Genomic DNA, 19,191 nt, shown 5'->3' with positions numbered 1-19,191 from the left:
CTAACCACAAGACCACCAAAAATGAAAGACCGCATTATTTCAGTTGATGTTTTAAGAGGACTGACTGTTTTATTAATGACTTTAGTAAACAATCCCGGAAGCTGGAGTTACGTTTACCCTATATTAGATCACGCCAAATGGAACGGCTGTACGCTGGCCGATTTAGTATTTCCGTTTTTCATTTTTATTGTGGGAATCGCAGTTCCATTGGCAATGCCGATTAAAAAAGACAATGCTGAAAATGTCACTAAAATTATAACGCGATCTTTACGTATTTTCTGTTTAGGACTCTTTTTAAGTTATTTTTATTCGATACATTTCATGGGGTTACAGTCCGGAATTACACTTTTGTGCATTCGTTTATTTTTCACTTTCTGTGTTGGTTATGCCTTAATTGGCGATTTCAATCTCAAAACAAAAACCATTCTTGCGGTACTTATTTTTGTCATTCTAATTGGTCTCGCTTACAGCGGACATGAGAATTTTGCTAAAATTAGAATCTTTGGCGTTTTACAACGAATTGGAATTGTTTACTTTTTTGTTTCTTTGATTTATCTCAAAACAAATATAAAAACACAAGCAATTCTAAGCGCTTCGATTCTATTAGGTTATTGGGCATTAATGACGCTTATTCCTGTTCCTGGCGTAGGATATCCAAATTTAGAAGTCGGCACAAATTTAGCTTCTTGGCTAGACAGTGTTCTGCTTGAAAATCATATGTATATCGAAACCAAAACTTGGGATCCCGAAGGATTATTGAGTACTTTACCTGTAATTGGGAATGGTTTAATTGGTTTATTAATCGGACAGCTTTTAATCCAGCCAATGCCGAAAATCAAAATCAATAAAATAATGGCAGGAATTAGTTTAGTTCTAATTCTTATTGGTTTGTTATGGTCATTGGTTTTCCCAATCAACAAATCACTTTGGACAAGTTCTTATGTATTATTCACGGCAGGTTTGGCCTTATTATTGCTTTCACTAATTTATTACATAATTGATGTTCGAGGCTATAAAAAATGGACCACATTTCTATTGACTTGGGGTGTAAATCCGATGATTGTATTTTTCGTTTCTGGAATTTTGCCGCGTGCCTTAACGATGATTAAAATTCAAGACCCTGAAAATATTTCAGACAAAATAAACGTTAGAGATTATGCTTATAATTTTTGGATTAGTCCGCTGTTTGAAAATCAGTCTGCTTTCGTCCTTAACTTATTCTATAATTTACATTTTATTATGGAGTATTGTATTGTGGTATTTTTACAAAAACAAGCTGATTTTTAAAGTTTAATTTTCTAAGAAAAACCATAATTATTATTGCAAAATTTAAATTTCTTATATCATCTAAAAAAACTATTTTTGGTTTCTGTTAAAAAACATTGAAATGCATAAAAATCAGTATTTAATATTCTCAATCTTATTTATATTTCTTTTTTCAACGATTTCTCAAGCGCAGGAAAAATCAATGCATCCTAAAAACGAATTTAGAGGTGTCTGGATTGCAACCGTTGTAAATATCGACTGGCCAAAAACAAGTATAGATAACGTAGAGAAAGAAAAAGCTGATTATCTTGAAATTTTAGAGGCTTATAAAAAACTAAATTACAATGCCGTAATTGTTCAGGTTAGAAGTGTTGGTGATGCCATCTATCCTTCTGAATTTGCACCTTGGTCTCGTTTTTTAACAGGGAAAGAAGGTATTGCGCCAAACCCCTATTATGATACATTAGCATGGATGATTGAACAGGCACATGCCAGAGGTTTTGAGTTTCACGCTTGGCTAAACCCTTACCGCGCTACTTTCGATTTAAATAAAAACCTTTTAAGTCCCAATCACGATATTTTTAAACATCCAGAATGGATGATTGAATATGGCGGAAAAATGTACTATGACCCTGCTCTGCCAGAAGTTCAGGCACATTTAACAAAAGTAGTGAAAGAGGTTGTAGACAAATACGATATTGATGCCATTCATTTTGATGATTATTTCTATCCGTATGCGGTGCCTGGAAAAGTTTTTAATGATACCGCTTCCTACAGAAAATACGGTGCAGGTTTAAGTCTTGCTGATTGGCGCCGTGCGAATGTGAGCAACTTTGTACACACCATTTCCACAACTATAAAAGAAAGCAAACCTTGGGTTCAATTCGGAATTAGTCCGTTTGGAGTTTGGCGAAACAAATCGCAAGATCCAAGAGGTTCTGAAACACAGTCGACATCCAATTATGACGATTTATATGCAGATCCTATGTTGTGGATGGACCAAAAATGGATCGATTATATTCTGCCTCAATTGTATTGGAGTATGAACAATCCTAGAGCATCCTATTCTAAATTGGTAAAATGGTGGGCAGAGAACTCTAATAATACTGCCGTTTATATCGGTCATGCTTCATACAAAATTAGAGGTGATGGAGATAAAAACTGGAATTTTATGACTGAAATTCCAACACAGATTGACTTTGCAAGAAGTTTTAAAAACGTTTCTGGAAGTGCTTATTTCAGTTCAAAATGGTTCATGGGGAAAAACTTTGACGTAGTCCGTCATTTAGAAGAAAACCAATATAAATATCCAGCGCTTCCTGCTTGCTGTTCCTAATTTACGACACGTTATTATTGATACGCCGAAATTGATAGAGTACAATAAAGACAGCATCCGATATAATTTTACATTTAAAAGTCCGTTGAACACCAAAGTTCGTTACATGGTAGTTTACGGAGGCGATCATGTTTCAAAAATCGATGTTAACGACGCTACAAAAATTATTGAAAAAGTAACCGTAAAAGAAGTTGACGGACAAATTACGTTCTCTATTGCTTGCAGGAAAACTAAATCTTTTCAAAGCCTGTGCAGTAACTTTTATTGATTATTATGCCAACGAAAGCACACCAACAGCAATAGATCTAAAAAAACCATTTAAAAACTATATACCAGCACAACCAAATGAAAATAGATAATAAACCGTGGTTTTGGATTCCGCTTCTTAACTTTGCTTCTGGACTGCCTTATGCGATAATTATTTCGGTTTCGGTAATTATGTATAAAAATCTGGGTATTTCTAATGAAGATATCGGAGTCTACACTAGTTTATTATATCTTCCCTGGGTAATCAAACCACTTTGGAGTCCGCTTATTGAGTTAGTTGGAACCAAAAGAAAATGGTTTTTATCGATGCAGTTATTAATTTCAATTGCCTTTTTACTGGTCGGATTTACTATTCCGTACAATGGCTTTTTTATACTATCCTTATCCATATTCTGGGTTCGTTGCTTTTGCATCGGCATCCAATGATATTGCGAGTGATGGTTTCTATTTATTAGTTTTGCCAGAAGACAAACAATCTTTCTTTATTGGAATTAGAAGTACTTTTTACAGACTTTCCATGCTTGCAGGAAATGGTTTAATCGTACTTTTTGCCGGTTATTTAGAACACAAATATGGTGACAATACCAAAGCTTGGTCCTATACAATGATTGCAGTTGGTTTACTAATGACTTTTATAACTGCTTACAATTTTATTTTTACTCCAAAAAATGAAATAAATGCTGTTGCAAATACTAAAGAAACACATCAAAATCAAAACTTCGCTACAGTCTTTATCAGCTTTTTCAAGAAAAAACAAATCGGATTAATTTTAGCTTTCATTCTAGTTTTCAGGTTAGGAGAATCGCAATTACTTAAAATGTTAAGTCCCTTTTTATTGGATGGAAAAGAATTAGGCGGTATGGGATTAGACACTGAAGCCGTTGGAATAATTTACGGAACATTTGGTGTTGGAGCTTTGACTTTGGGAGGTATTTTTGGCGGCATCGCTATTTCGAAACAAGGTCTTACCAAATGGATGCTTCCTATGTTTTTGGCAATGCATTTACCCATAATTGGCTTTATTTTATTAGCATTTTTTCACCCAAGCTCAATTTATTATATTTATGCCGTCGTTATTTTAGAACAATTTGGTTACGGTTTTGGTTTTACAGCCTTTATGATGTTTTTAATAAACGTTGCCGAAGGAGAATCAAAAACAGCACATTATGCAATTGCAACTGGATTTATGGCATTAGGAATGATGCTTCCGGGAATGTTGAGCGGTTTTATACAACAATATTTAGGCTATCAAAACTTCTTTATTTGGGTTTTTATTGCCACAATTCCAGGTCTTATTTTATCACGTTTTTTAATTTTCCCGAAAGATTTTGGGAAAAAATCTGAAGCAGTTTAAATCCCAAATCAAACTCTTACATATGGAAATCAATGACAATTTGCAGGCCGAACGAAACTTGAAAGGAGCTGAGTTCGAAAAAACCGGAAATCTTGAAAAAGCAATTGAATTGTATGAAGAAAATGTCGCAGAAAGCTTTAAAGGAAATCACCCTTACGATCGATTGGCAACGATCTACAAAAACCAAAACGATCTCGACAATGAAATTCGTGTATTAGAAAAAGCCATTATCGTGTACGAAGAAATCACGATTGAAGACCGAATTGAAGGACTTCCAAAACTTTTCCGTTTTAAAAATCGCTTAGAAAAAGCAATTGAAACCAAGAAGCAAATAGCCAAACAAAAGAAGGCGAAATTGAAATAGTTAAAAAATTAAATTAAGCTTAATTTTCTTCTTACCATTACAGCTATTAAGTTCATAAAGTTTAGCTTAATTAACTTAATATCTTAATGGTAAAAAACAAAATCTTTTTTGAATCATGATCACACTAAAACGAACAAATTCAGACGATATTGATTTTATAAATCTGGTTGTTTTATTAGATCAGGATTTAGCGATTAGAGACGGCGAAGATCATGCGTTTTACAATCAATATAATAAAACGGATAAGATCAAACATGTTCTGGTTTATTATGAAAACAATATTCCTGTTGGTCGCGGTGCTTTTCGCGAAAAAGAAAGCGACATAACCGAAATCAAACGAATGTATGTGCATCCTGATTTCAGAAAAAAAGGAATAGCTTCAAAAGTTTTAGCAGAATTAGAAATCTGGGCAAAAGAAGTTGGTTACAAATACACGATTCTCGAAACGGGAAAAAACCAGCCCGAAGCGATTAACCTATATCAAAAATTAAATTACATCATAATTCCAAATTATCCGCCTTACGAAAAGATGGATAACAGCGTTTGTATGAAAAAGACTTTATAATAATGAAAATGACAGCTCAAGCATTACGACAAAAAGTGGGACAATTCTTTTTTCCTGCAGTTTTCATCAACGATACCGAAGAAAATATTCAGGAAACAGAACGTTTGATCAAAGAACACAACATTGGCGGACTAACTTTCTTCCACAGTCGTGCGAGCGCCGCAACGAATTATGAAAGCAAGAAAAAAGTAGTGTTTAATGACGACAGCTACGAAAAAATCAAAGCTCTTATTGTTCGCTATCAAAAGTCTGCTTCTACTCCCCTTTTAATCAGCATTGATGCAGAATGGGGTTTGGCAATGCGAATTGAAAAAACACCGCAATATCCGTACGCGATTACACTTGGCGCTTTGCCTGCAAATAAATCAAATCTCGTTTACGAAGTCGGAAAACAAATTGGATTAGATTTAAAAGCGGCCGGAATTCAGTATAACTTATCTCCTTTGGCAGACATCAACAATAATCCAAATAATCCGGTTATTGGCTATCGTTCTTTTGGTGAAAACAAAGAAAAAGTCGCTGATTTTTCGATCGAATATTTAAACGGAATGTCGGAAGTTGGGGTTTTAGGCTGTCTGAAGCACTTTCCTGGACACGGAAATACCAATGTTGATTCGCATTTAGGATTGCCGGTTTTAAAAGAAACTTTAGACGAGCTATTAGAAAACGAATTGTATCCATTTATTAAAGGAATAAAAAATAATGTCGATTCGATTATGATTGGGCATTTGGCCGTTCCGAGTTTAAATGACGGAAAAGATACTTCGGCTACATTATCAAAAGCAGTGATTCAGGATCTTTTACGCGACAAATTAGGCTTTGATGGTTTAGTAATTTCCGATGCCTTGAATATGCACAGCGTTTCTAAATTGTATGAAACAAAAGGACATTTAGAATGGGAAGCTTTTAATGCTGGAAATGATGTTTTATGCTTCGCCGAAAATGTTCCCGAAGGAATTGAAGAAATTCTAAAAAATGCTTCACCAGAACGCATTGAAGAAAGTTTTAACCGAATTATGAAAGCGAAAGAAAAAGCTGGGATTCTTTCTGGAAATACTGCTTGCGTCGGGAGAATTAAACTTCGAAAAAGCATCAGAATTAAATTTGGAAATTGCTCAAAATGCTCTTACAACTATCATTGACAATTCCAATTTTGAATTAGTTTTTGAAGCGCAGAAAAACAATAAATTAGCTAAACTGAGTTTATATAAAAATACCGAAAATACTTTTTTCAAAACTTTAAATTCAAAACTGTCTTCGCCAGAATTTGCTTTTGAAAACTTAGAAGTTTCGGATGTTTCATCCATAAAAAAAGAATTAGAAAATTTCGATACAATTCTAATTTCCTTATTTGTTCCGAAAGCAAAACCAATGAACAATTTCGAAATTAATGATGAAGTTTTAGAACTTATTTCAAATTTACTTCAAACTAAAAAATGCATACTTTACGTTTTCGGAAATCCGTATGTTTTACCTCTAATTCCGAATCTTAGAAGGGCTTCAGGATTAGTTCAGGCGTATCAGGATTTTGAAGAATTTCAAAAAACAGCGACTGATCAATTTTTAAATAAAATTCCTTCAAAAGGAATTCTTCCAGTAAACATTGAAATTCAATAAGTTAAAAAACAAAATAGTCAAAACTTATCAACTTATAAATATTAATAATCACATCTTATTGTAAGTACCTGTACTTATACCCTACTTTTGCATCAGAAATAAATTTTTAACGTAAAACGAAAAATATGTCTTTAGTAGGAAAAAAATTCCCAAGTATTGCAGTAGATGCTATCTCAGAAATGGGTGATAATTTAAAAATCAACATTTTTGAAGAAGCAGTAAACAACAACAAAAAAGTATTATTGTTTTGGTACCCAAAAGATTTCACTTTTGTATGTCCAACTGAATTACACGCCTTTCAAGTCGCATTACCAGAATTTGAAAAAAGAAATACTATCGTAATCGGAGCTTCATGCGACACAAACGAAGTACACTTTGCTTGGTTAAATACTCCAAAAAACAATGGTGGAATCGAAGGTGTAACTTACCCAATCTTAGCGGATACAAACCGTAACTTATCTAACATCTTAGGAATTTTAGATATCGATTCTACAGAGTACAGCGAAGAAACAGATTCAGTTATCATCGAAGGTTCAAATGTAACTTACAGAGCTACTTACCTAATTGACGAAACTGGAAAAATTTTCCACGAAAGTGTAAACGATATGCCATTAGGACGTAACGTAAACGAATACTTAAGAATGGTTGATGCTTACACACACATTCAAGAAAAAGGCGAAGTTTGTCCTGCAAACTGGGAAGCTGGAAAAGAAGCTATGTCTGCTGATAGAATCAGTACTGCTGAATACCTTAGTGCTAACTAAGAAAAAAATAAATTCCAATTTTTTAAATTCCAAATTCCAATTGGGATTTGGAGTTTAAAAACTGGAAAATTCAATTCAAAAATCAAAAACATTTTAAGTTTAAAATTTCTAAGTTCAATCGCAAGATTTAGAATTTGGAACTTACAAACTTGCAATTTCATTTCAAAAATAACATTTTCAAAATTTAGAATTTATAAGTTTCAATAGTAAAATTTGAAATTTGGAATTTAAAAAATTGGAATTTAAATCAAAAGGTATGTTAATCGACTTAAACGAAGATACGTTAGCAGATTTAGTTGCTAAAAACGAAAAAGTAGTAGTACAATATTCAGCTTCATGGTGTGGAAATTGCCGTATTATGAAACCAAAATTCAAAAAATTAGCAACAGAAAATGAAGCTATCACTTTTGTTTTGGTTGATGCAGAAAATTCTCCTGAATCTAGAAAATTAGCTAATGTGAGCAACCTGCCAACATTTGCAACTTTCGTAAACGGACAATTAGTTGGCGAAACGCAGACTAACAAACAAGAAGTTTTAATTGACTTAGTAAACGCTATTGTTTAATTGGTTATTTGTTTATTCGTTTAATCGATTAAACAAAAAAACGATTTAACGCTTAAACAAAAAAATCATGAAATTACCAGTAATAAAGCAATTAACACAGTTCATCGAAGAAAACGATCAGGATTATATCATTGAAACGATCGAAGTTCTAGAAGCTATGACCGAAATTCCTTCTCTTAAAGATGAAGAATTGGATGTAATTGGCGAATTGATTTCGAATATGTATGGCGCTCTTGAAGTGCACAAAATGGTTTCTCAGGGAACAGATAAAAAAGAAGCTTTAAATGCGTTCATGAAACGTGTTTTAGGTTCAATCGATAAATAAATCGACCTCTTTTTCAAGAAAAAAACAAAAAAACATGACTGAAGAAGCGTTTCTGAATAAGGGACGCTTTTTTTTGTTTTCAGTCTCAGTGGCGGCTTTCAGTCCCTGCCTCGGTTTATACAATGTCTTGTCAGGCTGAGCGAAGTCGAAGCCCAAGCAAGAAGCTCCGTAATGAATATAAACATTTTTACTAAATCTAAAATCTACCCTCCAAAATCTATAATAATTTGGGCGAGACAGTATTTGAAAAAGCAGGCAAACATACTTTGTCTTTACTCGCCTGCTTTTTCAAATACTGTCGGGCTATCCGCGCTACTTCGGTAGCCAGCTCCTATCCCTCTCGCGACTTTACGGTTTCAATTAACGTTCATGATTATTACAACCAATTGTCAGGCTGAGCGAAGTCGAAGCCTACGCAAAGTAATTCAACAAAAAAAGTGACTCAGATTGAGGAGCTTCTTACGTCGGCTTCGACTTCGCTCAGCCTGACAAGCGCAATTAAAATCTAAAATAATTAGATAAATCCGTGAATTCTCGGCTATCAAAAAACCAACCTTAATCTCTCTTTAAACCCACAACAAATACTTTTAGATTCAAATATTAATCCTTACTTTTGAACCTCATTAATTTTAAACAAAAATCATGGCATCTATCACATTAGGAGGAAATCCAGTTCATACATCAGGCGAGTTACCAGCAGTTGGATCACAATTAGCTGACTTCAAATTAGTTCAAAACGATTTATCTGTTGCTTCATTAAGTAATTTTGCTGGTAAAAAATTAGTTTTAAACATCTTCCCTAGTGTTGACACAGGAACCTGTCTTGCATCTGTTAGAAAATTCAATCAAAGTGCAAGCGGTTTAGAAAACACAACTGTATTATGTATTTCTAGAGATTTACCTTTTGCTCAAAAACGTTTTTGTGGTGCTGAAGGTTTAGAAAATGTAGTAAACTTATCAGATTTTCAAGAAGGTGCTTTCGGTAAAGCAAATGGTTTAGAAATCGTTGACGGACCTTTAGCAGGTTTACATTCAAGAGCAATCATTGTGGTTGATGCAGATGGAAAAATCGTTCATACAGAACAAGTTGCTGAAATTGCAAACGAACCAAATTACGAAGCGACTTTAGCAACACTATAATATTTTCCCTTAAATGGAGTTTCAAAAAGATAATACTTTTGTTACAGGTCGGTTAAAGAGCGTAACTTATGCTTTTAAAGGAGCTGTAAAACTTATTAAAACAGAACACAGCGTTATGGTTCAATTCTCATTAGGAATTATCATGACCATTGCTGGATTCTATTTTCATATTTCACAAACCGAATGGCTTTGTCAAACAATGGCAATTGGTTTAGTTTTAAGTGTTGAAGGACTAAATACGGCGGTTGAAAAAATCGCCGATTTTATCCATCCTGATTACAGCAAACGAATCGGATTTATTAAAGATATTGTTGCCGGAGCGGTATTTTTTGCCGCAATGACTGCAATAGCAATAGGCTTGATTATTTATATTCCAAAATTTATTTAGGCAAAGGAAAACGCAAGAATGGCAAAAAATAAAAAAGAAACTGTAGATAAAAAAAACGACAAACAAGAAGGAAGTAAAAGATCTTTTAAGATATCAAAACAACAAAAATTTGTTTTGGGCTGTCTTTTGGTTCTTTTTTCTGTTGCACTATTAGTGGCATTTATTTCTTTTTACGTTAACGGACAATGGCAGAATGACCAAAGTATTGTAAATCAGCTCGGCGATCGTACTGAAATTGTTGAAAACTGGCTGGGAAAATTCGGAGCCTATTTAGCCGATTTAATTATTTATAGAGGTTTTGGACTTGCTTCTTTTATCTTCGTACGTTTATTTTTCCTTACGGGAATGTTTTTAGCATTGGAGCTTTCGACTCAAAAGCTAAAAAATACTTGGTTTTGGGATATTTTTGCTATTATAATTGTTTCAATTCTGTTTGGCTTTTTCGCTACTTCTGCACCAGAATTAGGAGGAACAATTGGCTATGAATTAAATTTATTCCTGCAGGATTATATCGGAAAAACGGGAACTTTACTTACACTGCTTTTCGGATTAATTATTTATTTGATTTTCAAAATAAAATTATCTCCAGAAAGAATACAGTCATTTTTTGATTCTACTAAAAAAGAACTCAAATCGGAACTTGAAGCTTTAAAACCAGCTGTCAAACAACCTGAAAGTGCTTATAATCTAGAAGAATTTGCTATTGAAGAACCAGAAAAGGATCCTGATTTAGATAACATTCATATCAAAACAGTTGATACACAATTCGAACTAAATAAAGAGGCATTAAAGCCAACTATTTCTCATTCTTCTGAAATCGAATTGAATCCGATTTTAAAGCCAATTACCCCAAAACAGGAACTACCGTTAGTTTCTCCCGACGAAGCTTTTGTAATTGAAAAAGCTGAAGAAGAAGATATTATCGAAGAAAACTTAGCTTCTCGCCTAGTTGCCGATTTCGGATTATTTGATCCTACCTTAGATTTATCGAATTACAAATTCCCAACAATTGATTTATTAAAAGAATATTCAACTGGAGGAATCACCATAAATCAAGAGGAATTAGAAGAAAATAAAAACAAAATTGTAGATACACTTCGCAACTATAAAATTGAAATTGCTCAGATTAAAGCTACCGTTGGACCATCGGTAACTTTATATGAAATTGTTCCTGAAGCCGGAATTAGAATTTCAAAAATTAAGAGTTTAGAAGATGACATCGCTTTGTCATTATCCGCATTAGGAATTCGTATTATTGCGCCAATTCCTGGAAAAGGAACTATCGGTATTGAGGTTCCGAACAAAAACCCAACTATGGTTTCCATGAAAAGTGTTATTGGAGCGGCGAAATTTCAGGAAGCTGAAATGGAACTTCCAATTGCGTTAGGAAAAACCATTTCTAACGAAACTTTTGTTGTCGATTTAGCTAAAATGCCTCACTTATTGATGGCTGGAGCAACTGGACAAGGAAAGTCTGTTGGATTAAATGCTGTTTTAACTTCGTTATTATACAAAAAACATCCAGCCGAAGTAAAATTTGTTTTGGTCGATCCGAAAAAAGTGGAACTTACGCTTTTCAATAAAATTGAAAGACATTATTTAGCCAAACTTCCTGATACCGAAGATGCTATTATTACAGATAATGCAAAAGTTGTTAATACTTTAAATTCACTTTGTACCGAAATGGACAATCGTTATTCTTTATTAAAAGATGCGATGGTTCGTAACATTAAAGAATACAACGATAAATTCAAAGCAAGAAAATTAAATCCAGAGGCCGGCCACCGATTTTTACCTTATATCGTTTTGGTTGTCGATGAGTTCGCCGATTTGATTATGACAGCAGGAAAAGAAGTTGAAATACCTATTGCCCGTTTGGCGCAGTTAGCACGTGCGATTGGTATTCACTTAATTATTGCCACACAAAGACCTTCTGTAAATGTTATTACAGGTTTAATTAAAGCCAATTTCCCAGCAAGGATTGCGTTTAGAGTAACATCTAAAATTGACTCTAGAACTATTCTTGACACGCAAGGAGCGGATCAATTAATTGGTCGTGGAGATTTATTATATACGAATGGCAATGATGTTGTACGTGTACAATGTGCTTTTATTGACACTCCAGAAGTTGAAAAAATTACAGATTTTATTGGCGGACAAAAAGCATATGCTACAGCTTATTTTCTTCCAGAGTTTGTAGGAGAAGAAACTGGCATTAATCTTGATATAGATATTTCTGAAAGAGATACTTTATTTAGAGAAGCGGCAGAGATTATTGTCAATGCCCAGCAAGGTTCTGCTTCTTTATTGCGGCGAAAATTAAAATTAGGATACAACAGAGCCGGTCGATTAATTGATCAGCTGGAAGCGGCAGGAATTGTTGGTCCGTTCGAAGGCAGTAAAGCTAGAAGTGTGAATATTTTAGACTTAAGTGCTCTTGATCAATTTTTTAACAATGAACAAAATTAATCCAATCATGAGAACAAAAATTCAAGAAATCAACAACAATTCTATCGCAAATATGACTAAAAGGTGTTTTCAAATGGCAGTTATATTGCTTTTGAGCTTCACTTCTATTCAGGCTCAGGATAAAAAAGCTAAAGATTTATTGAACGAAGTAACTTCTAAAATAAAAAGTTACAATAATATTGTTATTGACTTTAAATATTCTTTGAATAACGCCAAAGAAAACATTAATCAAGACAGTAAAGGCAATGTAACGATGAAAGGCAATCAATATGTATTGAATTTCATGGGCGTTACAAAAATTTTTGACGGTCAGAAAACATACACTATCGTTCCTGAAGATGAAGAAGTTACTATTTCTAAAGTAAACGAGAAAGATGACAATGCAATTACGCCTTCAAAAATGCTTACTTTCTTCAATTCTGGATACAAATACAATATGGATATTGTACAAAATGTAAAGGGAAGAAAAATTCAATACATCAAATTGGTTCCTACAAGTGGTAAAGACCAAAGAAAAGAAATTCTTTTAGGTGTTGACGTTCAGACAAAACACATCTATAATTTGATTGAAACTGGAAAAAACGGCACAAAAACAACTTTAACCGTTAATTCTTTTAAAACCAATCAGCCATTATCAAAAAATCAATTTACCTTTGTAGCGAGTAAATACCCGAAATACTACATTAATAAATTAGATTAATCAGAAGGTTGAAAATTCTAGACAAATACTTATTAAAAACATTCTTATTTACATTTACTACGGTATTTGTAATTCTATTTTTCATATTCATACTACAGACAGTATGGCTATTTATATCAGAACTAGCAGGTAAAGATCTCGACTTATTATTGGTCGTGAAATTCCTGCTTTTTTCTATGCCCCGAATTATACCTCTGGTGTTACCCCTTTCGGTTTTACTGGCCTCTATCATGACTTTCGGAAACTTGGCAGAAAACTACGAATTTGCCGCTATGAAATCTTCTGGGATTTCTCTTCAGAGAGCTATGCGGGTCTTGATAGTTTTTATTTTTGTTTTAAGTATTGTCGCATTTTGGTTTGCCAATAATGTTATTCCGTATGCGGAATATAAATTTGTGAACTTCAGAAAAAATATCGCTCAAGCCAAACCTGCAATGGCAATTGCTGAAGGACAATTTAATGATGTTGGGCTTTATAATATCAAAGTGAATAAAAAATCTGGTGAAAATGGAAATCATCTTACTGGAGTAACAATTCACGAAAAGCCTAATAATATGGGCGAAAATAAAACGGTAATCAAATCTAAAACCGGAGAATTAATAAGCAGTGAAAAATCCAGCATTTTACAGTTAGTCTTAAATGACGGATATTATTATCAAGATGTTACACCAAAAAAATATGAAGACCGCGCTAAATTACCTTTCATAAAAGGAAAATTTAAAAAGCAGATCATCAATATAGATTTAGCAGAATTAAATAAAGTTGACGACAGCAAAGAAAGTATTGCTGGAACAAACGCAATGCTGAACGTTAATGAATTACGTTATACTTTAGATTCGTTAAATAAAAATTTAGATAACGAAATCATTTCCTTTTCAGAGAATATCAACCAGCGCGTTGGAATTAGAAAAATCTATTCTGGACCAGAAAAAAAACTCAAGAAGAAACAGCTTTCTAATGATCTTATTTCAATGTATTCCAACAAAGACAAAGTAGATATTTTGAAGATGGCAGGAAGTAATGTTACCAACAACATCTACTCGATCGAAACAACCCAAAAAGATCTAAAAGACAAACAACGTGATATTAACAAGCACTTAAGTGCATTTTACGAAAAAATTCGTAATTGCCTTTGCCTGCTTTTTAATGTTCTTTATTGGAGCCCCGCTTGGCGCTATTATTAGAAAAGGCGGACTTGGACTTCCAATTGTTTTTGCTGTTTTGATCTTTATTACATTTCACTTTATTAATACTTTCGGAAAAAGATTGTCGCAAGAAGGCGGTATGACTCCCTTTATGGGATCATGGATGTCGTCGTTTATCTTATTGCCTTTAGCAGTTCTTTTAACCTATCGTGCAACAAACGACAACGGATTAATTAATTTTGATGCGATAACAACTCCGATTTCACAACTATTTCAAAAAATTTCCGAGCGGTTCTCACCGGCTCAAAAGCAACAATAATTATGTCAACAACAAAAATACAACTGAATACCATTGAAGAAGCTATAGAAGATATTCGTCAAGGTAAAGTAATCATTGTAGTCGATGATGAAGATCGCGAGAATGAGGGTGATTTTTTAGTCATGCGACTGAAAAAATAACTCCAGAAATGATCAATTTTATGGCTACTCACGGACGCGGTTTAATCTGTACCCCACTAACAGAAAGCCGTTGTAAAGAACTTGATCTTCGAGCTATGGTTACCAATAATACTGATCATATGGAAACTGCTTTTACTGTTTCTGTTGATTTAAAAGGTAACGGAGTTACAACTGGAATTTCAGCGACCGATCGTTCTAAAACAGTAGAAGCTTTGGTTGACCCAAATACAAAACCTCACGATTTAGCTCGTCCTGGACATATTTTCCCTTTAATTGCCAAACAAGGCGGTGTTTTAAGAAGAACCGGACATACTGAAGCCGCAATTGACTTTGCTCGTCTGGCAGGATTTAAACCAGCTGGAGTAATCTGCGAAATCCTAAACGAAGACGGAACAATGTCTCGTTTGCCTGAATTGATAGAAGTGGCAAAAAAATTCGATTTGAAATTAGTTTCAATTGAAGATTTAGTTGCTTATAGAATGCGACATGATAGTTTGATTGTTAAAAAAGAAGATTTTGATATCGAAACTCGTTTTGGCACTTTCAGATTGAGAGCTTACGAGCAGACTACAAATAAACAAATTCATATCGCTCTAACAAAAGGAACGTGGAATCTTGGAGAGCCTATCTTAACGAGAATCCACTCTTCTCAAGTTAATAATGATTTACTTGGAACATTGACTAATAATGCCGAACAGCAATTAGACGATATGTTTAAAGTAATTAATGAAAATGGAAAAGGTGCTGTTATATTCATCAATCAAGATATGACTGCAGTAAATCTTTTAAATAGAATTTCGGAACTAAAATCGTTGCAATCTAACGGAACTTTGAAAGCTCCTAAAGTGATTATTGACAGTAAAGATTACGGAATTGGCGCTCAAATCCTTCATGATATTGATATTTCTAAAATTAGACTGGTTTCTAATACAGAACAAACAAAACGTGTTGGTATGATTGGTTACGGACTTGAAATTACTGAATATGTTAATTACTAATATGGGCACTATAGAAGAAAGAATTCAGAAATCTGAAACACGCATATTTAAAGCTGTTTTTCCGAGCACTACAAACCATTATGACACTTTATTTGGTGGAACTGCACTTCATCTTATGGATGAAGTTGCTTTTATTTGTGCAACGCGTTTCAGCAGAAAGAAAGTTGTGACTATTTCAACTGGTCAAATTGACTTTAAAAAAGCAATTCCGGCTGGAACTTTAATTGAATTGGTAGCAAAAGTTGACAGCGTTGGACGAACAAGCTGTAAAATTCATGTTGATATTTTTATGGAACAGATGTATTCAGAGCTTCGTGAAACGGTAGTTTCAGGAACTTTTTCGTTTGTTGCTGTTGATGAAAACAAAAAACCAACGCCAATTTTAGACGACTTAGAATAATTATTCTTAAAAAAACACTTTCCGAAATACTGATAATTAAGCACTTGAAAATTAACTTAAAAAAATCAGCGAAAAAGTTTTTATAATCGGAAAAGCGTACTATATTTGCACTCGCAATCAGATAATGATCGCGACATACTGGAGAAATGGCAGAGCGGTCGAATGCGGCAGTCTTGAAAACTGTTGACTGTAACAGGTCCGGGGGTTCGAATCCCTCTTTCTCCGCTGAAAATTGAAACCCTTAACATTTGTTGAGGGTTTCTTTTTTTTTATAGAATATCCTATTATTTTCTTTGTAAATAGTTCCGAAAAAATTTTTTACAACCGAAAAAACATTTTATCTTTGCACCCGCAATCAGCGTATGATTGCTACATACTGGAGAAATGGCAGAGCGGTCGAATGCGGCAGTCTTGAAAACTGTTGACTGTAACAGGTCCGGGGGTTCGAATCCCTCTTTCTCCGCGAAGGCCCGAAAACAAAGTAAAAATATGATTTTCAAAGTTTTCAAAAAAGGCCAAAAAGAGCGGTAAACCCTGCAAATCCAACGATTTGCAGGGTTTTTTTCTTTTATACCGCTTTTCAATATTTATAAAATCGAACAAAATCTTTGTGGCACATTCGTGGCACACTTGGAAATTTCGAAAATGTGCCACAAAATTTCATCTTAAGTCCCGATATCAAAGGGGTTAAGCACGTTTACATCTTGTTTAAATGAGGTTATAATTCTACATTTACTAATCTAATAAGTTGAATTATGCTAGAGAACAGCTTTGGGTTGATATTCTTTTTGAAAGCATCCCGCAATGAGAGTAACATTAGAATCGTTTATTTCAGGATAACCGTTGACGGAATCCCGAAAGAAGCATCCACAAGACGGAAATGGGATAGCGAGCGCTGGAACCAGAAAACCGAGAGAGCAACAGGCACGAAAGAAGACGCAAAATCCCTGAACTTTTTTCTGGAATCACTCGCTATGAAGATCCATGAAATCAAATCAGAAATTATGTACACCGGAAAACCCATAACTTCCCAAAAGATTATGGATCATGTCATGGGAAGAATGACACCCAGAGCAAGGGTGCTGGAAGAATTTCAAAAACACAATGATGAATTGAAAGCCTTAATTGGCAACGGATATACTGAAGCGACACTGGAGAGATTCAATATTACTAAAAATCACGTAACGGCTTTCATTAAATTCAAATACAATACTAGTGATTTTGAATTTGCTGATTTAAATTTTGAATTCATAAAAGACTTTGAGTTCTATCTTCGTACCGTAAGGAAATGCGCAAATAATACCACACTTAAATACATTTCCAACTTCAAAAAAATTGTAATACGGGCCATTGATAAAGAAATCATCATCAAAGATCCATTTAAGAATTTTAAAGGAAAGAAAACAAAAATTGTAAAGAAGCCCATATCTGCAAAAGAATTGGCTGAACTGGAAAGGCGCGAATTTTCGACTGACCGGCTTAATACCGTTCGTGATATTTTTATTTTCCAGTGCTACACAGGACTTGCTTATATTGATGCATTTCAGCTCCGGAAAGCTGACATAAAAGATGGTGTTGACGGAAATCAATGGATTTTATCTGAGAGACAGAAAACAAATTCTACGGCAAGAATCCCGCTTCTTCCAAAGGCGATCGAAATTCTTGAAAAATACAAAGATCATCCGCTCTGTCTTAAGCGCGGAACTGTATTGCCGGTTTCTTCTAATCAGAAAATGAATGAATACCTTAAAGAAATTGCATCTCTATGCGGTTTTCATTTCACCCTTAACACACATATGGCACGCAGAACATTTGGAAGCACGGTAACATTAAATAATAATGTCCCAATCAATGTGGTCAAGGAAATGCTAGGACATTCATCAGTTAAACAGACGGAATCTTACGCTGTTACCGAGCAAGCCACTATAGGACGGGAAATGACATTGCTGAATAAAAGACTACACCCTGAAAAAACTGAAATGTCACAGGAAGATCTAACGGCACTGATTAGACTGGAGAACGAATTAGAATTAATTAAAGAGAAGTATAAAATACCATCCTCTTAGAATATAATCTCTAAAATAATTTGATAGAAAAAGAAAGAGGTTATCTCAATTATGAGATAACCTCTTTTTATACAATTCAATTTCACTTCTATAACCTGGATGGTAAGAAGGCATATACTTAATATAGCCCAAATCCTGAAGCTGTTTGAAATATTTATGATAAGTGGGCAGTGTATTGATATGTGACAATAACATGAGCTTGCGACGGCTGACTTTAATTCTCTTCCTCTCGCCCTGCCTATATCCCAAACTTAGAATTGCATTTAAAATAGCCAAATGCCAAACGTTGAGCTGAGGATCATCCATATAAATGGATAAGCAATCTATGACTTGGTGTTCGGTTATATTGTTAATTTGACTCATCTTTGAAAAGTTTAAGCAGATCTTCTTTATTGTAGTAGTACGATCCGAGAACCTTTTTAAATCGGACTTTCTGTGTCATTCGAAGATTTTGAACTGAACCTGCAGAAATATCAAGCAGTTTCCTGACAGCTTTACTTTTTAACCACTCGGGATCTGACGATTCTTTTTGCTGAGAATTCTTTTCTTTAAATATCGTTTGTATTTTATCCAGTAATAGAAGACCAAACTGCCTTAGATCTTCCTTTGTAACAATTTCATTCATAGTACAATTTCATAAATTATTAATTGCAGAATCTTTAGATGTCCGCATCAGCTGAAAACAAAAAATATACTTCACTTCCACGATTTTTTTTAAAAGATGGTCTATACTTTATGTATCCATACTGATGAAGTTCCTGGACACATTTATGATACGTATTTGCTGAAGAAACTTTGGCAATAACAATAATTTCCGAGCTGAATACAAAAATTGGATTAATAAAGCCCTTAACGGATCTAAATTGTAATAGAGTCGCATAAATGGCAATATGCATCGGACTAATCCGGTAATCATTCTCTATTGCGGTGAAAAAATCCGATAAAGGCTTTAATTTTTCCATAACTTTTAAAGTGAAGGAGTTTTTCTTTTCTTTACTTTATT

The 19,191-nt window shown here is 34.1% G+C and carries 19 protein-coding genes, 2 tRNA genes and 3 pseudogenes; 21 read left to right on the top strand and 3 right to left on the bottom strand.

Features of this window, described 5'->3' with window-relative positions; all coding sequences use genetic code 11:
• The first annotated feature begins 21 nt into the window (after window positions 1-21).
• From ACZZ95_RS12490 to ACZZ95_RS12390, 21 genes and pseudogenes are all read left to right on the top strand, one after another.
• Window positions 22-1,287: an acyltransferase family protein gene (locus ACZZ95_RS12490; RefSeq protein ID WP_463469277.1), complete on the top strand. Its 1,266-nt coding sequence runs from the start codon at window positions 22-24 to the stop codon at window positions 1,285-1,287.
• 100 nt (window positions 1,288-1,387) lie between these two features.
• Complete coding sequence (locus ACZZ95_RS12485) at window positions 1,388-2,602, top strand: glycoside hydrolase family 10 protein (RefSeq protein WP_463469276.1); 1,215 nt, start codon at window positions 1,388-1,390, stop codon at window positions 2,600-2,602.
• A gap of 31 nt (window positions 2,603-2,633) precedes the next feature.
• Window positions 2,634-2,870 (top strand): hypothetical protein, encoded by a 237-nt coding sequence (locus tag ACZZ95_RS12480; protein WP_463469275.1) that lies wholly within the window; start codon window positions 2,634-2,636, stop codon window positions 2,868-2,870.
• A 77-nt stretch (window positions 2,871-2,947) separates the two neighbouring features.
• Window positions 2,948-4,223 (top strand): annotated as a pseudogene (locus ACZZ95_RS12475) (MFS transporter).
• 22 nt (window positions 4,224-4,245) lie between these two features.
• Window positions 4,246-4,587: a hypothetical protein gene (locus ACZZ95_RS12470; RefSeq protein WP_463469274.1), complete on the top strand. Its 342-nt coding sequence runs from the start codon at window positions 4,246-4,248 to the stop codon at window positions 4,585-4,587.
• Between the two features lie 115 nt (window positions 4,588-4,702).
• Entirely contained in the window at window positions 4,703-5,152 is a 450-nt protein-coding gene (locus tag ACZZ95_RS12465; protein ID WP_463469273.1) for a GNAT family N-acetyltransferase, read from the top strand.
• Window positions 5,153-5,160: 8 nt separating this feature from the next.
• The gene (locus tag ACZZ95_RS12460) at window positions 5,161-6,294 is read left to right on the top strand and encodes a glycoside hydrolase family 3 protein (protein WP_463469272.1); all 1,134 of its coding nucleotides are present in this window, start codon (window positions 5,161-5,163) and stop codon (window positions 6,292-6,294) included.
• Complete coding sequence (locus ACZZ95_RS12455; RefSeq protein ID WP_463469271.1) at window positions 6,257-6,769, top strand: hypothetical protein; 513 nt, start codon at window positions 6,257-6,259, stop codon at window positions 6,767-6,769. Before ACZZ95_RS12460 ends, ACZZ95_RS12455 begins: the two co-directional genes overlap by 38 nt.
• 125 nt (window positions 6,770-6,894) lie before the next feature.
• Window positions 6,895-7,533, top strand: a complete 639-nt coding sequence (locus tag ACZZ95_RS12450) for a peroxiredoxin (protein WP_463469270.1) — start codon at window positions 6,895-6,897, stop codon at window positions 7,531-7,533.
• Window positions 7,534-7,789: 256 nt separating this feature from the next.
• Window positions 7,790-8,098, top strand: a complete 309-nt coding sequence (locus ACZZ95_RS12445) for a thioredoxin family protein (protein ID WP_008462030.1) — start codon at window positions 7,790-7,792, stop codon at window positions 8,096-8,098.
• Window positions 8,099-8,165: 67 nt separating this feature from the next.
• On the top strand, window positions 8,166-8,423 hold the full coding sequence (locus ACZZ95_RS12440; protein WP_042566605.1) for a DUF6952 family protein: 258 nt from the start codon (window positions 8,166-8,168) through the stop codon (window positions 8,421-8,423).
• Between the two features lie 642 nt (window positions 8,424-9,065).
• Entirely contained in the window at window positions 9,066-9,563 is a 498-nt protein-coding gene (gene tpx, locus ACZZ95_RS12435) for a thiol peroxidase (RefSeq protein ID WP_463469269.1), read from the top strand.
• A gap of 13 nt (window positions 9,564-9,576) precedes the next feature.
• Window positions 9,577-9,951 carry a diacylglycerol kinase gene (locus tag ACZZ95_RS12430; RefSeq protein ID WP_463469268.1) on the top strand — a complete coding sequence of 125 codons (375 nt, stop codon included), beginning with the start codon at window positions 9,577-9,579 and terminating at the stop codon, window positions 9,949-9,951.
• A gap of 18 nt (window positions 9,952-9,969) precedes the next feature.
• On the top strand, window positions 9,970-12,420 hold the full coding sequence (locus ACZZ95_RS12425) for a DNA translocase FtsK (RefSeq protein WP_463469267.1): 2,451 nt from the start codon (window positions 9,970-9,972) through the stop codon (window positions 12,418-12,420).
• Window positions 12,421-12,493: 73 nt separating this feature from the next.
• Window positions 12,494-13,120: an outer membrane lipoprotein periplasmic chaperone LolA1 gene (lolA1, locus tag ACZZ95_RS12420; protein WP_463471671.1), complete on the top strand. Its 627-nt coding sequence runs from the start codon at window positions 12,494-12,496 to the stop codon at window positions 13,118-13,120.
• An 8-nt stretch (window positions 13,121-13,128) separates the two neighbouring features.
• A pseudogene (locus ACZZ95_RS12415) lies at window positions 13,129-14,584 on the top strand (LptF/LptG family permease).
• A gap of 2 nt (window positions 14,585-14,586) precedes the next feature.
• Window positions 14,587-15,722 (top strand): annotated as a pseudogene (gene ribB, locus ACZZ95_RS12410) (3,4-dihydroxy-2-butanone-4-phosphate synthase).
• Window position 15,723: 1 nt separating this feature from the next.
• Window positions 15,724-16,122, top strand: a complete 399-nt coding sequence (locus ACZZ95_RS12405; RefSeq protein ID WP_095955189.1) for an acyl-CoA thioesterase — start codon at window positions 15,724-15,726, stop codon at window positions 16,120-16,122.
• Between the two features lie 140 nt (window positions 16,123-16,262).
• Window positions 16,263-16,347, top strand: a tRNA-Ser gene (locus ACZZ95_RS12400).
• Between the two features lie 153 nt (window positions 16,348-16,500).
• Window positions 16,501-16,585 (top strand) — tRNA-Ser (locus tag ACZZ95_RS12395).
• A 292-nt stretch (window positions 16,586-16,877) separates the two neighbouring features.
• Window positions 16,878-18,188 carry a site-specific integrase gene (locus ACZZ95_RS12390; protein ID WP_463469266.1) on the top strand — a complete coding sequence of 437 codons (1,311 nt, stop codon included), beginning with the start codon at window positions 16,878-16,880 and terminating at the stop codon, window positions 18,186-18,188.
• A gap of 45 nt (window positions 18,189-18,233) precedes the next feature.
• Here ACZZ95_RS12390 and ACZZ95_RS12385 read toward each other — a convergent pair whose 3' ends face one another.
• From ACZZ95_RS12385 to ACZZ95_RS12375, 3 genes are read right to left on the bottom strand one after another with little or no spacing between them, the layout of a single operon-like run.
• Window positions 18,234-18,494 (bottom strand): hypothetical protein, encoded by a 261-nt coding sequence (locus tag ACZZ95_RS12385; RefSeq protein WP_463469265.1) that lies wholly within the window; start codon window positions 18,492-18,494, stop codon window positions 18,234-18,236.
• Between the two features lie 43 nt (window positions 18,495-18,537).
• On the bottom strand, window positions 18,538-18,813 hold the full coding sequence (locus tag ACZZ95_RS12380) for a DNA-binding protein (RefSeq protein ID WP_463469264.1): 276 nt from the start codon (window positions 18,811-18,813) through the stop codon (window positions 18,538-18,540).
• Window positions 18,814-18,847: 34 nt separating this feature from the next.
• Window positions 18,848-19,150 carry a hypothetical protein gene (locus tag ACZZ95_RS12375; RefSeq protein ID WP_463469263.1) on the bottom strand — a complete coding sequence of 101 codons (303 nt, stop codon included), beginning with the start codon at window positions 19,148-19,150 and terminating at the stop codon, window positions 18,848-18,850.
• Window positions 19,151-19,191 lie beyond the last annotated feature (41 nt).

The sequence above is a fragment of the Flavobacterium sp. AC267 genome (genome assembly GCF_979258715.1).
Note: the sequence above shows the minus strand (reverse complement) of the source record. Positions and strands in the feature narration are given on the sequence as shown.

What these genes read in the sequence shown, in the direction of transcription:
- ACZZ95_RS12490 (WP_463469277.1), top strand. Translation starts at nt 22, where the DNA reads ATGAAAGACCGCATTATTTCAGTTGATGTTTTAAGAGGACTGACTGTT.
- ACZZ95_RS12485 (WP_463469276.1), top strand. Translation starts at nt 1,388, where the DNA reads ATGCATAAAAATCAGTATTTAATATTCTCAATCTTATTTATATTTCTT.
- ACZZ95_RS12470 (WP_463469274.1), top strand. Translation starts at nt 4,246, where the DNA reads ATGGAAATCAATGACAATTTGCAGGCCGAACGAAACTTGAAAGGAGCT.
- ACZZ95_RS12465 (WP_463469273.1), top strand. Translation starts at nt 4,703, where the DNA reads ATGATCACACTAAAACGAACAAATTCAGACGATATTGATTTTATAAAT.
- ACZZ95_RS12460 (WP_463469272.1), top strand. Translation starts at nt 5,161, where the DNA reads ATGACAGCTCAAGCATTACGACAAAAAGTGGGACAATTCTTTTTTCCT.
- ACZZ95_RS12450 (WP_463469270.1), top strand. Translation starts at nt 6,895, where the DNA reads ATGTCTTTAGTAGGAAAAAAATTCCCAAGTATTGCAGTAGATGCTATC.
- ACZZ95_RS12445 (WP_008462030.1), top strand. Translation starts at nt 7,790, where the DNA reads ATGTTAATCGACTTAAACGAAGATACGTTAGCAGATTTAGTTGCTAAA.
- ACZZ95_RS12440 (WP_042566605.1), top strand. Translation starts at nt 8,166, where the DNA reads ATGAAATTACCAGTAATAAAGCAATTAACACAGTTCATCGAAGAAAAC.
- tpx (WP_463469269.1), top strand. Translation starts at nt 9,066, where the DNA reads ATGGCATCTATCACATTAGGAGGAAATCCAGTTCATACATCAGGCGAG.
- ACZZ95_RS12430 (WP_463469268.1), top strand. Translation starts at nt 9,577, where the DNA reads ATGGAGTTTCAAAAAGATAATACTTTTGTTACAGGTCGGTTAAAGAGC.
- ACZZ95_RS12425 (WP_463469267.1), top strand. Translation starts at nt 9,970, where the DNA reads ATGGCAAAAAATAAAAAAGAAACTGTAGATAAAAAAAACGACAAACAA.
- lolA1 (WP_463471671.1), top strand. Translation starts at nt 12,494, where the DNA reads ATGGCAGTTATATTGCTTTTGAGCTTCACTTCTATTCAGGCTCAGGAT.
- ACZZ95_RS12405 (WP_095955189.1), top strand. Translation starts at nt 15,724, where the DNA reads ATGGGCACTATAGAAGAAAGAATTCAGAAATCTGAAACACGCATATTT.
- ACZZ95_RS12390 (WP_463469266.1), top strand. Translation starts at nt 16,878, where the DNA reads ATGCTAGAGAACAGCTTTGGGTTGATATTCTTTTTGAAAGCATCCCGC.
- ACZZ95_RS12385 (WP_463469265.1), bottom strand. Translation starts at nt 18,494, where the DNA reads ATGGATGATCCTCAGCTCAACGTTTGGCATTTGGCTATTTTAAATGCA.
- ACZZ95_RS12380 (WP_463469264.1), bottom strand. Translation starts at nt 18,813, where the DNA reads ATGAATGAAATTGTTACAAAGGAAGATCTAAGGCAGTTTGGTCTTCTA.
- ACZZ95_RS12375 (WP_463469263.1), bottom strand. Translation starts at nt 19,150, where the DNA reads ATGGAAAAATTAAAGCCTTTATCGGATTTTTTCACCGCAATAGAGAAT.